We start from the raw sequence: 14,059 nt of genomic DNA on the forward strand, positions 1-14,059 counted from the left end.
AGGAGGACCGTGCTCCACGACGACGAGCCGATCACGTTTCCGGACGCTCCACGCGCCGAGTTGGACCGCGCTCTCTCCGACCTCCTCGATCAGGCCCGCAAAGTCCTTGCGACCCAAGGTCGACTCCGTACCCTCGTGCAGGCGAACCGGGCCGTCGTGTCGCACCTCGAGCTCCCGGCGGTGCTCCGCACGATCGTCGAGTCGGCCGTCGAACTCGTGGGCGCGCGGTACGGCGCTCTGGGCGTGATCGCCGAGAGCGGCGGACTCGAGCAGTTCATCCATGTGGGGATGAACGCCGCGGATGTGGATCGGATCGGGCACCTTCCCGAAGGGCATGGCCTGCTCGGCGCGCTGATCGACGACCCGCGGCCCATCCGCATCGAGGCGATCGCCGAGGATCCCCGCTCGGCAGCATTCCCACCCGGCCACCCGCCGATGAGCGCGTTCCTCGGTGTCCCGATCACCGTCCGTGGCACCGTCTACGGAAACCTGTACCTGACGGACCCGGTGTCCGGCGGGTTCTCGGAGGACGACGAGCAACTCGTCCGGGACCTCGCGGCCAGCGCGGGCCTCGCGATCGACAACGCTCGGCTGTTCGCCGACTCGGCGGCGCGGCAGTCGTGGAGCGCCGCGGCAGCCGACCTCACGGGAGGGATTCTCGGCAGCGATCCCGCGCAGGCCCGGGAGGAGTTCGTCACGCACCTCCGTCGGCTCCTGGCGGCGCGGGTCGTCGCGGTCCTGCCGAACGCCCGCCTCGACGACGCGCGGCTTCGAGGCGTCGTCGAAGGAGGACAAGCGACACGGGTCGACGAGCTGACGGATTTCCCCACGGACGGGGATTGGTCGCCGGGACCGGCTCTCCTGATCCCCTACGACGGCACGGTGGGGAGGCCTGGGCTTCTCGTCGTCCTCCGCGCCTCCGGCGACGCGGCCTTCACGGCGTCCGAGCTCGAGCGTGCCGTCGCCTTCACCCGACAGATCGAGGTCGCCTCCGAGCTCGCCGCCGCACGCGCCGACCAGGAGCGGATGGTCGTCCTCGAGGATCGCACCCGGATCGCTCGCGATCTGCACGATCACGTCATCCAGCAGCTCTTCGGCACGGGACTCGAATTGCAGAGCATCCTTTCGGCGCTCGACGCGGGATCGCTCGCGGCCCGGCTCGAGACCTCGATCGCATCGCTCGACGAGGCGATCACGCAGATCCGGACGATCATCTTCGCGCTCTCCGCTCAGGGCAACCACCCCGACAGTCTGCGCCATCGCATCCTCGACACCGTCGAGCAGGTCGGCGGCCCCTGGTCGGGATCCGCCACGGTGTCGTTCTCGGGTCCGGTCGATCTGATCGTCGACGCCGACGAGGGCGACGACATCATCGCGTACGTCCGAGAGGGTCTCACGAACGTCGTCCGGCATTCCGGTGCGGAATCGGCCGCCGTCACGGTGATCGCGACGGCGGATGCGATCACTGTCGATGTCGTCGACGACGGGCACGGCATCGGCGACGTCTCGCGTCGCAGCGGCCTGCGCAATCTGGTGGAACGCGCCGAACGCTGCGGCGGCCGGCTCGACATCCGGTCGGGGCCAAACGGCACGGCCCTGCGCCTTCGACTGCCGCTGCCGTCCGAAGGAGGGAATCGATGACACCCGACCCGATCCGAGTCTTCCTGGCCGACGATCACGAGATCGTCCGCCGGGGTGTCGCCGCGCTCGTCGACGGTCAGGACGACATGGAGGTGGTGGGCGAGGCCGCGACGGCTGCGCAGGCGCAGGCGCGCATCATCGCGGTCCTCCCGGACGTGGCTGTCCTCGATGTCCGCCTCCCGGACGGAAGCGGGATCGACGTCTGCCGTGCCGTCAAGCAAGCACAGCCGGGGATCCGCTGCCTCATGCTCACCGCCTACGACGACGAGGACGCGATCCGATCCGCCGTCATCGCCGGAGCGGACGGGTACGTGGTGAAGGACATCCGAGCCGGTAAGCTCCTCGACGATATCCGCGCAGCAAGCCGGGGCCGCACACTCATCGATCCGCGCGTCGCCGACCGCGTCACCGCCCGGCTGCGGGAGCCCGCAGACGACCCTCGCTTCGCGTCGCTGGGCCTGCGCGAACGGCAGGTCCTCGCCCTCATCGCCGACGGCCTGACGAACCGGCAGATCGCCCAGAGGCTCGGTCTGGCCGAGAAGACAGTGAAGAACTACGTGAGCTCGCTCCTCTCGAAACTCGGGCTCGAGCGCCGCACGCAGGCCGCGGTCCTCCATCTCAGCCAGCACGATCGCACCTGAGGTCGCCGGATCCGAGGGACTTTCGGCCCATCAGCGCGTGGCCGGTACCAGCACGACGGCTCCGGGGTCGTCATCGTCGCCCGGCCGCTGCGGCCACCCTGTCCTGTTCGTGTCTGTGCTGTTCGTGCAGGTCGTCGAGACCCGTGAGCCACCATCGCGCGGCGCCGCAACTGCGCACGTCGAACACATGCGACTCTCCACGGGGGGACGAAGCGACGATGCGCCATCCGGTCACCTGCGCGGGGTCGGGTCGTCGTCCCTCCGGTGTCACGACGACCCGCCCGCGCGGCTCGGGTGGTCCGTCGACGTAGTAGCGCTCACCGTTCCAGTCCAGCCGAACGGGCACGCGGGCCTCCAGCACAACGGTCACCGGCTCCTTCAGCGCGGTGTCGGTCTCGGTGAGCATTCGCCGCTCCTCTCGTCTGCACCGAGACTCTCACCCGCGCTCGGGGGTCACCAGAGTCGAAGGTCCCGCACCACGTGACCTTCGACTCTGTTCGCCCTCGTCCCGGCCGGAGAGGCTGAACGCATGAGCGAGACCCCAGAGACCGCACGCGCGGTCGTCGTGTACGAATCGATGTTCGGAAGCACCCGCCTGATCGCCGAAGCGATCGCAGACGGTCTGCGCGAATCCGCCGATGTCCGTGTGCTGCCCGTCCGTGAGGCACCGGAATCCTTCCCCGACTGCGACCTGATCGTCCTCGGCGCACCCACGCACGTGCACGGGATGAGCCGTCCGGCCACCCGTGCGGAAGCCGGCCGCTGGGCCGACGATCCGCACCGCGCTCTGACCCTGGAATCCGGCGCCGAGGGCATCGGCGTGCGAGAGTGGCTCGAGACGTGCGGTGACCTCCCCCATCTGTACGCCGCGTTCGACACCCGCGCGGACATGACCGAACTTGTCACCGGCTCCGCGGCGGCGATCCTCGACCGCCGGCTGCGCAAGACGGGCGCGCGAAAGCTCGCCGACCGCGCCAGTTTCCTGGTCGACAAGCAGAACGCGCTCGTCGGAGGTGAGATCGCTCGTGCCCGCGACTGGGGGCGTGCGGTCGGTGAGGCGCTGCTCTCGCAGGCGGAGGTGCGGAGTTGAACGTCCTCGGCCGTACCGTCCTCTGCTGGGACGGGTCGGAGCCCGCCGAGGCCGCCGGCCGGTGGGCGGTCCGGCGCTGGGAGAACACGGGTGCCGACGTCGAGTTCGTCGATGTGCTCGATCGGGGCCTCTTCGCAGGCGACAGGTCCGCGCTGGAGCGGGCGACGGTCGAGGAGGAGCGCCGGCTCGCGGATCGAGTCGGCGAGTTCACCTCCGCACACCCCGGCGTCGTCGCCGGGAGCACCCTGCTCGTCGGTGATCCCGTGGATGTCCTTTCCGAGCAGACGCGTCCGGGCACCCTCGTCGTCGTCGGGACGCACCGCCGAGTCGGTCCCCGCGGGCGATACGGCTGGTCGATGGGGGCTCGGCTGGCAGCATCCGCCGACGGACCGGTCGCCATCGTGCCGGTCGACGATTCCCCCGAGCGTCACACATCGACAGAGGTCGTCGTCGGCGTCGACGGGTCCGACACCGGACGTCGCGCGCTGCACTACGCCGCTCGGGAGGCCGCTGCCGCCGGTATGCGCCTGACCGTGGTCCACTGTTGGCAGGAGCCTCTCGCCGGCGAGCCGTTGATCGTTCCCGACGACGATTTCGTGGACGCGCAACAGACGGCGCATCAGGAACTGCTGGACGATCACGTCCGGGTCGTCCGGCTGCGTCATCCGTCCCTTCGGGTCGACCCGGTGCTGCTCCGTTCCAATCCGATCTCCGGGTTGCGCAATCGCACCGCCGACGCCGCGCTGCTCGTCGTGGGCAGCCGGCAGCTCACAGGCTGGAAGCGCGCGTGGCTCGGATCGGTCTCGCACGGGCTGGTGCTCGACATCAGCGCGCCGACCATCGTGGTCGGCCCGCAGACGCTGACCGGCGCCTAGAACCTCGTCAGACGAGCGCGCCCGGCGACACCACGATGGTCGGCACCGTGATGTCGAGGATCATGGCGTGGCTCACCGACCGGGCGCCGCCGTCTCCGTCTCTTCGATGTCGATGAGGAGGATGCCGTCCTGCTCCGCTTCGGCGCGGGCCACTGCCCACGTCAGCGCCAGGTCCGCCGCCGGCGAGCCGTCCCAGCCGACGACTGTGTTGTCGCTCACACCTGCTGTCTCTTTCGTGTCTCTCATCGTCGATCGGTGTTGTCGTGCCCCGACGGCACATTCCCTGCTGCCGCTTCGTCCGGGACGGTGAAGACGTACTCGCGCGGTGTGACCAGGACCGGGCACGGGATGTCCACGAGGACGTCATGGCTGACCGATCCGAGGACCGCCGCAGCGAACCGTCCGCGGCCTCGCGTGCCGACGACGAGCGCCACCGCGCCCGCACCACGCTCCACGAGCGCCTCAGCGGGGTTCTGTCGCACGACCACCTCCTCGATCGCGACGGACCGCGCGAGCGGGACGTCGTCGATGACGTCCCGCACCACGTGACGCTCACGCTCGACGACAGCCGGGTCCAGGTCGTCGCCCGGCGCGAGAGACCGGGCGAACGCCTCCGGAACGTCCCACGCGTGCGCCGCCTCGACGGTCGCCCCGTTCCAACTCGCCTCCGTCACGGCCAACGCGAGCGCCGATCGAGCGCGTGCCGAGTCGTCGATCCCCACGACAACCACCGACCGCTCCGCTCGTGGAGCGTCGGGGATCACGGCCACGACGCACTCCGCCGCTGCGGCAAGCCTGAGCGGCAGGGAGCCGATGCGCGACCCCTCACCGCGTGGGCCCCGATCGGTGCCGACGACGAGCAGCGACGCATCCTGGGACGCGGCGATCAGAGCGCGTTCCGCCGGCCCGTCCACCCACCGCGCGTCGATCAGCGCCTCGGGCGCGAGTGCCCGCGCGTGACGCTCGGCGAGCCGCAGGTCGTCTTCGACGCGTCCGACGATGTCGGCGTCGCGTCCCAGCATCTCCTCACCGATGGTGCGGTCCACCGCGCGGAGGATCTCGAGTCGTCCGCCCCGCACCGCGACCCGGTCAAGCGCCCAGTCGAGTGATCGCCACGACGACGGAGTCCCCTCGAACCCGACGATCGTGCGCCCGTCACTCATGGCTGCTCCCTTGTCTCCGGACCGTGCCCCGGGACGCCCCGCGCCCGTGGGCCGCACCGCGACATCCGACGTGGACGCCGGGCGACGAGCGGTGCTCACGCGATGCTATCCACGGTGATGCACACGCCCGCGGGCCTTTGGTCCCCCGGGCTGTCCGGCTTGGACGCCGGAAGTCGGGACCTTCGACTCTTCGCATTCGTCCGCCGCTCGGGTCGGATGGGCGCATGAACAGCAATCACGGCAGAGCGCGACACCCTCTGCACGATCTCACTCCATCGGGTCGTGCTCTCGTCGTCGCGGCGGTGGCCTGGAGCCTGGCCTGGAAGGGCGCGTCGATGTGGCGTGCTGCGCGCAACGGCAGCAAGCCGTGGTTCACGGCCCTCCTGCTGACCAATACCGTCGGCGTCCTGGACGCCGCCTACCTCTTCGGCGTCGACCGCCGCGGGCGACGGCGGGAGGTCGCGGAGTAGACGATCCTCGAGGGCACGGGAGAGCCCGCGCAACTCGGCCGAACACAGGAGACGTGACCTCCGGCTCGGACGGCGGACGTGCCCGGCAACGTGGACGTCGCTCGAGCGATCGCCTGATTCTCCGCAGGACCCATCGAACCCGCTGGCCCACGCAGGACACGCCGACGGACGGAGGCCTTCGGCCGCACGCCGCGGAGCGCTAGTGTCAGGGCTGGAACGCATCCCCCGCGCCATCCATCGAAAGGGTTAACCGATGTCCACCACCGATCCCGTCGACGCCGTCCTGCACGATTTCTCGCTCGACGCGAAGAACCTCACCCGCTCCGCGATCAACGGCATCCGTGCGACGCTCGGGATCAGCGGCGCCGTCGCTGTGATCCTCGGTGTCGTGCTGCTGTTCTGGCCGGTCAAGACCATCGAGGTGGTCGCGATCTTCCTCGGCATCTACTTCCTCGTCGCAGGCATCATGCGCATCGGCATCGGAATCTTCAGCACGGGCATCAGCGGCGGCCTGCGCACGCTGAGCATCCTCCTCGGCGTTCTGCTCGTGGTCGCGGGCGTCGTCGCAGTGAAGAACGTCTCCACCGCGGCGACCGTGCTCGTGATCTTCGCGATCGCGTTCGTCGGCGTCGGCTGGATCATCGAGGGCGTCATGGCGCTGGCCGAGTCGGGCCGCACTCCCAACTCGGGCTGGGCGATCGCTTTCGGCATCCTCAGCATCCTCGCCGGCATCGTGGTGCTGGTGCTTCCGGCGTCGTCCGCGGCCTTCCTGCTCCTGTTCGCCGCGATCGCCCTGATCGTGCTCGGCGCGATCGGGATCGTGCGCGCCTTCACCTTCGGCCGGGACGTGCTCGCGGCAGCGAAGTGACCGACCCCGGGCGCCGACGGCCCCGATGACGACGGCCCCGCCTCCGTGGAGGTGGGGCCGTCGTCATCCGCGGAGCCCGCCGTGCGCTACGAGTGGTTGTGCGCGGAGGGCAGGCGCTCGGCCCACCAGTCCAGGATGATGTCGAACCGGTCGCGGCGATGGCGGGGGCGCCCGCTGCGGCTCAGCTCGTGGTCCTCACCCGGGAACACGACGAGCTCGGCCTCTGCCCCGTTGCGCTTGAGGGCGGCGTAATAGCGCTCGGCCTGCGGGAGGGGGCAGCGCAGATCGTCGGCGGAGTGCATGACCAGGGTCGGCGTGCGCACCTGTTCGACGACGGCCTGCGGGCTCTGCGAGCGGACCAGTTCCGGGTCTGTGCCGGTGTACTCGTCGCCGAAGAAACTGCCGATGTCGCTGGTGCCGACGAACGCTTCGGGGTCCAGGAAGCCCCGCTCGACGATGGCGGCGGCGAAGCGATGGTCGTGCGCGATCGTCCAGGCCGTCAGGTAGCCGCCGTACGAGCCGCCCATGATACCGACGCGCTCACCGTCCAGGCCGAGGGTCTGCTCCACGACGCCGTCGAGGAAGTCGAGAACGTCCGCCATGTCGACCGTGCCCATCCGCTGCCGGATCACACGGCCGTGCTGCTGCCCGTAGCCCGCGGCACCGCGCGGATTGGACATCACGACCGCGTAGCCGGCGGCGGCGTACACCTGCGCCTCGTCGAACAGCGCTCCGGTGTACGCCGCGTAGGGACCGCCGTGGATGTTCAGGAGCACAGGATGCGGTCCCTCCCCCTCCGGCACCACCACCCAGCCGTGAACAGGGTAGCCGTCGCGCGCGGTGACCGTGATCTCCCGTGGGGCGATCACGCCGGCGGCCCGGAGCGGAGCGGAGAAGTCCGTCAGGCGACGCACGCCGTCGGGTCCGAGAACGGCGACATCGCCCGCGGTCGAGGCGTCCGCGATGCTCAGGACCACGACCTCACCGGCCGCGGCGACGCCGCCGACCACGGTCGTGTCGTTGGTCAGCCGGGTCGACTCCCCCGCCGCGGTGACCTCGGTGAGGACGAGAGCGCCGCGGCGACGGTCGCGGACCAGCACGGAGTCGTCGCGATAGGCGACGATATCCGACTCGGTGAAGTCCTGCGTCTCGGGATCGGTGAGGCGCCGCGGTGCCGCACCCGGCACGTCGATCACGGAGAGGGCGGCGTTGCGGGCGACGAAGTCGCGACCGGACTCCCCCACCTCCTGCGCCAGGAAGTACAGCGCGCCGTTCAGACCGTACGAGACCCCGGCCACCGACAGATCACCGTGCGCGCCGGTGGCATCGACCGGGTCGCGGGACCCGTCGACGGGCACCAGGAAGACGCTCGACCGGAGGTCGTCGTCGCGGGAGGCGTGACGCGCCGAAACGAAGGCCAGCGTGGACCCGTCCGGCGAGAACGCGATCGACCCGTCGTCCCACGGGCCGTCGGTGAGCTGTGCGGCTTCGGGCACGCTCGGGGCGGGCGCGCTGGACCCGTCCGCCTCGGCGATCGGCATCACAGCGGGCTCGGCCCAGACGTCCGGCACCGGCACGAGGAAGATGTGCGCCCGGCGGTCGGTGATGTAGCCGAGGCCGTTCGCGCGGTAGTTCAGGATGTCGAAGCGACGGGGACGCTCGCTCGCCGCGTCGATCCCCTCGACGGTGCCGTAACGGCCCTGCTCGGGCACCCGGCTGACGAACGCGATGGAGCGGCCGTCCGGTGCCCAGACGAACTCCGAGACGCCGAGCCTGCGGTCGGTGACCTGCACCGGCTCACCACCCGCCGCGTCAGCCACGAACACCTGCGGCGCGGCAGCGGGTGCGGACCGCAGGAACGCGAGAAGACGACCGTCGGGAGAGAAGCGGGGCGCGGTGTCGCGGAAGCCGCGGGTCAGCCGGCGGGGCGCGGCGTGACCGACCAGCGGGATGGTCCAGAGCTGTCCGACCGTGGCGTCGGCGGCGAGGGAGGGATGCGTCACCGACACGACCGCGCGCCCACCTCCGGGGTGCACGGTCGGGGCGGAGACGGCGGTCAGCAGTTCGAGGTCGGCGGCCTTCACATCCGCCTCCTTACTCGTCGACCGGGGTGAAGCCGGCGACGTCGCCCACCAGGCGCGTGTGGTCGGCCGGGATCGGGTCGACCGCCGCCGCCGCGACCTCTGCCGCGAACTCGCTGACGTTGTAGAGCTTGCCTGCGGCCTCCTTGCGGGCCTCGATCGCTCCCGGATTCAGCCGGTTGAGCAGGGTCGCCGTGATGGTGCCCTCGATCATGTCACCGGAGACGACGACGAACTCGACGCCCTTCTCCTCCAGGGTCGGGAGCAGGGCGCGCAGGGCGTCCTCGCCCGCGCGCTTGCTCAGCGCCACCGCCTCGTACTCGGGCATCGTCGGCGTGGTGCGGATGAAGTGCGCCTGGTGGCTCGTCACGAACACGACGCGCGAGCCCGCACCCAGAAGAGGGAGCGCGGCCGTCAGCGTGTTGACCTGCGCGTCGCGGTTCAGCTGCATGGCGTAGTCCTCGGCCATGCCCGACTCCATGCCGCCCGAGGCGTTCAGCACGAGGACGTCGAGGCCGCCCCACTCCTGCGCCACGGTGTCGAACATCGCGCCGACCGAGGCCGGATCGGTGAGGTCCGCACCGACGGTGAGCACCGTCGCGCCCTCGGCGCGCAGGGCGTCGGCGAGCTTGACCGCGCGCGCCTCCTTGTTGCGGTAGTTGATCACGACGCTCGCGCCGGCGCCCGCGAGGTACTGCGCGGTGTCGGCGCCGATACCGCGGGACGAACCGGTGACGAGGGCGCGCTTTCCAGCGAGCGAGCCGGGGGCGAGGGGGTTGGACACGAAGACTCCTAGAGTGTGCGGAAAACTGCATCCTGAGACTACCAAGTGGGTTCGTGTCGCCCACTCCCGCACCTGATAGGTTCGAGGCGGGACGCGCGCTGGGAAGGGGGCCGGACGATGGACATCACATCCTTCGCGTGGATCGCCTGGCTGGTGCTGATCCTGATCTTCGTCATCATCGAGATGCTCACCCTCGACTTCGTCTTCCTGATGATCGCGGTGGGCAGCGTGGGCGGTCTGCTCTCCGGCCTCGTGGGAACTCCGTGGTGGGGCCAGCTGATCGTCGCAGCGGTGCTCTCGGTCCTGCTCCTCTTCTTCATCCGTCCCCCGCTGCTGCGGCTGCTCAAGCGCGGCGGCGACCCGGCCAAGAGCAACGTGGCCGCGCTGATCGGGATGGGCGGCCTCGTCGTCTCGACCGTCTCGCGCACCGGTGGGCAGGTGAAGCTCGCCGTCGGCGAGACATGGACGGCGCGGCTGTCGCAGCCCACCCCGCTCGTCGTCTCCGGCGCGGCGACGGAACTCGTCCCCGGCGAGCACGTCGTCGTCGTCGCCATCGAGGGCGCCACCGCCGTCGTCGTCCCCGCCCCGGTGTCCACAGGCACCGACGGCATCACCGAGAGGAGCGCGTCGTGACCGATGCCAGCCAGATCGTCGTGACCGTCGTGGTGATCGTGATCGTCGCGATCATCGCGATCTTCGTCCTGGTCACCCTCTTCCGGGCGATCCGCATCATCCCGCAGGCCCGCGCCGGCGTGGTCGAGCGGCTCGGCCGCTACCACAAGACGCTGACGCCCGGTCTGAACGTGGTCGTCCCCTTCGTCGACAAGGTGCGCCCCCTCATCGACATGCGCGAGCAGGTCGTGTCGTTCCCGCCACAGCCCGTCATCACCGAGGACAATCTCGTCGTCTCGATCGACACGGTCGTCTACTTCCAGGTCACCGATGCACGCGCTGCGACATACGAGATCGCCAACTACCTGGGCGCCGTCGAGCAGCTCACGACCACCACGCTCCGCAACGTGGTCGGCGGTCTCAACCTGGAGGCGGCGCTCACCAGCCGCGACAACATCAACGGTCAGCTTCGGGTCGTGCTCGACGAGGCGACCGGCAAGTGGGGCATACGCGTCTCCCGGGTGGAGCTGAAGGCGATCGATCCGCCGCTCTCGATCCAGGACTCGATGGAGAAGCAGATGCGCGCCGAGCGTGACCGCCGGGCGCTCATCCTCACCGCCGAGGGCACGAAGCAGTCCGAGATCCTCAACGCGGAGGGTCTGCGTCAGGCCGCCATCCTGCGCGCGGAGGGCGACGCCAAGGCCGCCGTCCTGCGTGCCGAAGGAGAGGCGCAGGCGATCACGACCGTCTTCAGCGCCATCCACGAGGGGAACCCCGACAACCTCCTGCTCGCCTACCAGTACCTCCAGACGCTGCCCAAGCTGGCCGAGGGCGAGGCGAACAAGCTCTGGATCATCCCGAGCGAGCTGACGGAGGCGCTGAAGGGGATCGGAAAGGCGTTCGGGGAAAAGGGCGCACCTGCCGCCGCGGCCGGACCGGAGGTCGAAGTCACCGCGGCCCCGTCGAGCACCACTGCTCCGTCCGCTCCCCCGGCGTGAGCTTCCTGGATGGACCGGGCCCTCGCGTCATCGCGCATCGCGGGCTCGCGATCGAGGCGCCCGAGAACACACTGCTGGCGTTCCTCAAGGCGCTCACGGCGGGGGCGACCCACCTCGAGACGGACGTGCACGCCTCCGCCGACGGGGTCGCCGTCGTCTGCCACGACCCCGACCTGACCCGTGTGGCGGGCCGGCCCGCCCGCGTCGCCGATCTGCGGATGTCGGAACTCCGGCGCATCGACCTCGGAGGCGGGCAGGTGTTCTCCTCGCTCGCCGAGACGCTGGACACCTTCCCGGAGGCGCGCTTCAACCTCGACATCAAGGACGAGCGCGCCGCCGCGTCCGCCGTCGACGCCATCCGCTCCACCCGGGCGATCGACCGCGTGCTGGTGACGAGCTTCTCGCGACGGCGGCGCGAGTCCGTCTCCGCACGGCTGCCCGGCGTCGCGACCTCCCCCTCGGTCCCGGAGTTCGCGCCCGCACTGCTCGCCGCGAAAGCGGGACTCACCCCACTGGTCCGGCGGGCGCTGCACCCCTTCGTGGCCGTGCAGGTGCCGGAACGACAAGGACCGCTGCGGGTGATCACCGCCCGCACGGTGCGCGCCGTCCACGCCGCCGGCGCCGAAGTGCACGTGTGGACGGTGAACGACGTGGCGGACATGGAGCGTCTGCTCGACCTCGGCGTCGACGGCATCGTGACCGATCGCTGCGACGTCCTGGCGGCGCTCGTCGCCTCCCGTGGCCTGTGAGTCTCCTGGGACGCTGTGAGCGTCCTGAGAGATCGACTCCACAGGAAAGACAATCCCCAGCTTGACGGTTTATAACTGTGAGGATTCGCGCGAAGAGGAGACCACACGATGGCAGATCGCAGTTTGCGCGGCATGAGGCTCGGCGCCCAGAGCTTACAAAGTGAAGAAGGCGTCGTCTACTCTCCGCGCACCCGTTACACCTACCTGTGCACAGAATGCGGCCAGGAGACCGAGACCGTGTTCTCGGCCGAGGCCGAGGCACCCGACGCCTGGGAGTGCCGCCACTGCGGGCACGAAGCCCGGCTGCTCGTCGGCGACACCCCTGTCGAGGTCGACCACTCCGACGTCAAGGCGCCGCGCAGTCACTGGGACATGCTCCTGGAGCGCCGCACCCGCGACGAGCTGGAGGAGCTGCTGGAGGAGCGTCTGCAGTACCTGCGGGCGCGCCGCGGCACCGGGGAGCGCAAGCACAGCGCCTGACCCCCGGCTACGACTCGAGGCCGCTCTCACCACACCGGTGGGAGCGGCCTCTTCGCGTGCGGGAACGGGTTCCTGCGTGCTCCGAAGGCGACCAGCAGCCCGAAGAGACCCAGGCCGGCCGCGAGGTACTCGATCCCGCGGCTGAGCAGCGTCGCCGGCGTCGTGGTGGTGCCGAGCGGAACGTCGGCGATCATGTGGCCGGGCTTGAATGGCGCGATCTCCGAGATCGTCCGGCCGTCCGGCCCGATGATCTGGCTGCTGCCGACCGTCGAGATGTTCACGAGCGCGCGGCCCGACTCGATCGCGCGCAGACGGGCGATCGCCAGCTGCTGCTGGTTCTCGTCCGTCTCGCCGAAGTCGGCGTTGTTCGTCTGCGCCAGGATGACCTGAGCGCCACCCTGCATCATGTCGGTGAGGAGCTGGTCGTCGACGATGTCGAAGCAGATCGAGATGCCGGCGCGAACACCTCCGATATCGAACACGTTGTCGCGCGTGCCCGGCGTGTAGTCGCGACCGATCAGGTCGATCAGGCCGGGCGCGAACGGCCGCCAGAACGCGCGATCGGGCACGTACTCGCCGAACGGGACCGGGTGCTTCTTGTCGTAGTAGTCGACGGCCCCCTTGCCCGCCTCCCACTGCAGGGAGGTGTTGAAGTACTTGCCGTCGCGGTAGGTGATGGTGCCCACGACGAAGGTCGCGTCCATCCTCCGGCTGAGTGCGTCGAGGATCGCGGCCGACGACGGATCGCGCGTGGGATCGGGCAGCGCCGCCCCTTCCGGCCACACGACGATGTCGGCCTTCTGGTCCGCGATCTTCAGCGTCTCGGCGACCTGCGCGTCGAGCACCGCCCCGACCGGAGCGTCGTCGAAGTAGCCGGCCGGACCGTTGCCCTGCACGGCCGCGATACGCGTCGTCCCGTGCGTCGGCGTCGGCCATGACGGAATGGCGAGGACGAGCGCCACCGCGGCACCGGCGACGAGTGCCCGCGGCGTCGTCCGCAGGTCGATCGCGAACGTCAGCTCGATCAGGAGCGCGATCAGCCACACCATCAGGAAGCTCAGGCCGGAGATGCCGAGCCACGCGGCGAGCGGCGCGAACGGGCTCTCCGACTGGGACTCGGCCACCCTCCCCCAGGAGAACCCGCCGTACGGCCAGGTGCCGGTCACGTACTCGCGCAGCACCCACAGTCCCGACACGATCACGGGCACGAGCCCGAGGCGGCCGCCGACCCCCGGCCACGCGCGCGGCACCCAGCGGTAGGCCAGTGTGATCAGGACGCCCCCGACGCCCCAGAACAGCGCTTCCAGGGTCGACAGCGCGACCCACGGGACCGGCCCGAGGTAGAGCGCGGTCCACGCCACATGGACCAGGTAGAACGACTCCCCTGCCAGCCAACCGACGAGGAAGGCGGAGCCGGCCCGGCGCCCGCGCTGCGCGAGCAGCACCATCGCGATGCCGACGAAGGTGAGCGGCCACCAGTCCTTGTCCGGAAAGCCGGCGTCGAGCACCGGCCCGGCGGCCACCGCCAGGAGGATCGCGAGCCAGAGCGGGAACGGGGCGCGCGGCGATCGGGTCACGAAGGGAGAGCCTAAGGCATCCGGCTCGGC

The 14,059-nt window shown here is 70.3% G+C and carries 16 protein-coding genes; 10 read left to right on the plus strand and 6 right to left on the minus strand.

Going from position 1 to position 14,059, the window contains the following annotated elements; all coding sequences use genetic code 11:
• Window positions 1-9 precede the first annotated feature (9 nt).
• Both IT072_RS10985 and IT072_RS10990 read left to right on the plus strand, forming a co-directional pair.
• Window positions 10-1,641, plus strand: coding sequence for a GAF domain-containing sensor histidine kinase (locus IT072_RS10985; RefSeq protein WP_223356433.1), 1,632 nt, complete (start codon window positions 10-12; stop codon window positions 1,639-1,641).
• Window positions 1,638-2,282 carry a response regulator gene (locus IT072_RS10990; protein ID WP_223356435.1) on the plus strand — a complete coding sequence of 215 codons (645 nt, stop codon included), beginning with the start codon at window positions 1,638-1,640 and terminating at the stop codon, window positions 2,280-2,282. Before IT072_RS10985 ends, IT072_RS10990 begins: the two co-directional genes overlap by 4 nt.
• A 70-nt stretch (window positions 2,283-2,352) precedes the next feature.
• Here the strand turns inward: IT072_RS10990 and IT072_RS10995 are convergent, their stop codons facing one another.
• Window positions 2,353-2,688 carry a hypothetical protein gene (locus IT072_RS10995; protein WP_223356436.1) on the minus strand — a complete coding sequence of 112 codons (336 nt, stop codon included), beginning with the start codon at window positions 2,686-2,688 and terminating at the stop codon, window positions 2,353-2,355.
• 123 nt (window positions 2,689-2,811) lie between these two features.
• Here IT072_RS10995 and IT072_RS11000 point away from each other — a divergent pair, with 123 nt between their 5' ends.
• Both IT072_RS11000 and IT072_RS11005 read left to right on the plus strand, forming a co-directional pair.
• Window positions 2,812-3,372, plus strand: coding sequence for a flavodoxin family protein (locus IT072_RS11000; RefSeq protein ID WP_223356437.1), 561 nt, complete (start codon window positions 2,812-2,814; stop codon window positions 3,370-3,372).
• On the plus strand, window positions 3,369-4,247 hold the full coding sequence (locus IT072_RS11005) for a universal stress protein (protein ID WP_223356438.1): 879 nt from the start codon (window positions 3,369-3,371) through the stop codon (window positions 4,245-4,247). The genes IT072_RS11000 and IT072_RS11005 overlap by 4 nt, the downstream gene beginning before the upstream one ends.
• Before the next feature lie 72 nt (window positions 4,248-4,319).
• Here IT072_RS11005 and IT072_RS11010 read toward each other — a convergent pair whose 3' ends face one another.
• Complete coding sequence (locus tag IT072_RS11010) at window positions 4,320-4,466, minus strand: hypothetical protein (RefSeq protein WP_223356440.1); 147 nt, start codon at window positions 4,464-4,466, stop codon at window positions 4,320-4,322.
• 23 nt (window positions 4,467-4,489) lie between these two features.
• On the minus strand, window positions 4,490-5,410 hold the full coding sequence (locus IT072_RS11015) for a universal stress protein (protein WP_223356441.1): 921 nt from the start codon (window positions 5,408-5,410) through the stop codon (window positions 4,490-4,492).
• A gap of 224 nt (window positions 5,411-5,634) precedes the next feature.
• Between IT072_RS11015 and IT072_RS11020 the strand changes: the two genes are divergently transcribed.
• Together IT072_RS11020 and IT072_RS11025 are read left to right on the plus strand one after the other, a co-directional pair.
• Window positions 5,635-5,880 carry a DUF5652 family protein gene (locus IT072_RS11020; protein WP_223356442.1) on the plus strand — a complete coding sequence of 82 codons (246 nt, stop codon included), beginning with the start codon at window positions 5,635-5,637 and terminating at the stop codon, window positions 5,878-5,880.
• Window positions 5,881-6,133: 253 nt separating this feature from the next.
• On the plus strand, window positions 6,134-6,748 hold the full coding sequence (locus IT072_RS11025) for an HdeD family acid-resistance protein (RefSeq protein ID WP_223356444.1): 615 nt from the start codon (window positions 6,134-6,136) through the stop codon (window positions 6,746-6,748).
• Between the two features lie 86 nt (window positions 6,749-6,834).
• On the opposite strand, the gene IT072_RS11030 is transcribed toward IT072_RS11025, so the two are convergent.
• Together IT072_RS11030 and IT072_RS11035 are read right to left on the minus strand one after the other, a co-directional pair.
• Complete coding sequence (locus IT072_RS11030) at window positions 6,835-8,832, minus strand: S9 family peptidase (RefSeq protein WP_223356446.1); 1,998 nt, start codon at window positions 8,830-8,832, stop codon at window positions 6,835-6,837.
• A gap of 10 nt (window positions 8,833-8,842) precedes the next feature.
• A complete protein-coding gene (locus IT072_RS11035; RefSeq protein ID WP_223356448.1) occupies window positions 8,843-9,613 on the minus strand; it encodes an SDR family oxidoreductase in 771 nt (256 codons plus the stop codon).
• A 117-nt stretch (window positions 9,614-9,730) separates the two neighbouring features.
• Between IT072_RS11035 and IT072_RS11040 the strand changes: the two genes are divergently transcribed.
• The 4 genes from IT072_RS11040 to IT072_RS11055 all read left to right on the plus strand — a co-directional run bounded on the left by IT072_RS11040 (window position 9,731) and on the right by IT072_RS11055 (window position 12,452).
• Window positions 9,731-10,246 carry an NfeD family protein gene (locus IT072_RS11040; RefSeq protein ID WP_223356450.1) on the plus strand — a complete coding sequence of 172 codons (516 nt, stop codon included), beginning with the start codon at window positions 9,731-9,733 and terminating at the stop codon, window positions 10,244-10,246.
• Window positions 10,243-11,223, plus strand: a complete 981-nt coding sequence (locus IT072_RS11045; RefSeq protein WP_223356452.1) for an SPFH domain-containing protein — start codon at window positions 10,243-10,245, stop codon at window positions 11,221-11,223. The genes IT072_RS11040 and IT072_RS11045 overlap by 4 nt, the downstream gene beginning before the upstream one ends.
• Window positions 11,220-11,972, plus strand: coding sequence for a glycerophosphodiester phosphodiesterase (locus tag IT072_RS11050; protein WP_223356454.1), 753 nt, complete (start codon window positions 11,220-11,222; stop codon window positions 11,970-11,972). The genes IT072_RS11045 and IT072_RS11050 overlap by 4 nt, the downstream gene beginning before the upstream one ends.
• 108 nt (window positions 11,973-12,080) lie before the next feature.
• Window positions 12,081-12,452, plus strand: coding sequence for an RNA polymerase-binding protein RbpA (locus tag IT072_RS11055; RefSeq protein ID WP_223356456.1), 372 nt, complete (start codon window positions 12,081-12,083; stop codon window positions 12,450-12,452).
• Between the two features lie 26 nt (window positions 12,453-12,478).
• Here the strand turns inward: IT072_RS11055 and lnt are convergent, their stop codons facing one another.
• The gene (gene lnt / locus IT072_RS11060) at window positions 12,479-14,029 is read right to left on the minus strand and encodes an apolipoprotein N-acyltransferase (RefSeq protein WP_223356458.1); all 1,551 of its coding nucleotides are present in this window, start codon (window positions 14,027-14,029) and stop codon (window positions 12,479-12,481) included.
• Between the last annotated feature and the right edge of the window lie 30 nt (window positions 14,030-14,059).

Origin of the sequence: Leifsonia sp. ZF2019, from assembly GCF_019924635.1 — a bacterium.
Taxonomy (GTDB): domain Bacteria; phylum Actinomycetota; class Actinomycetes; order Actinomycetales; family Microbacteriaceae; genus Leifsonia.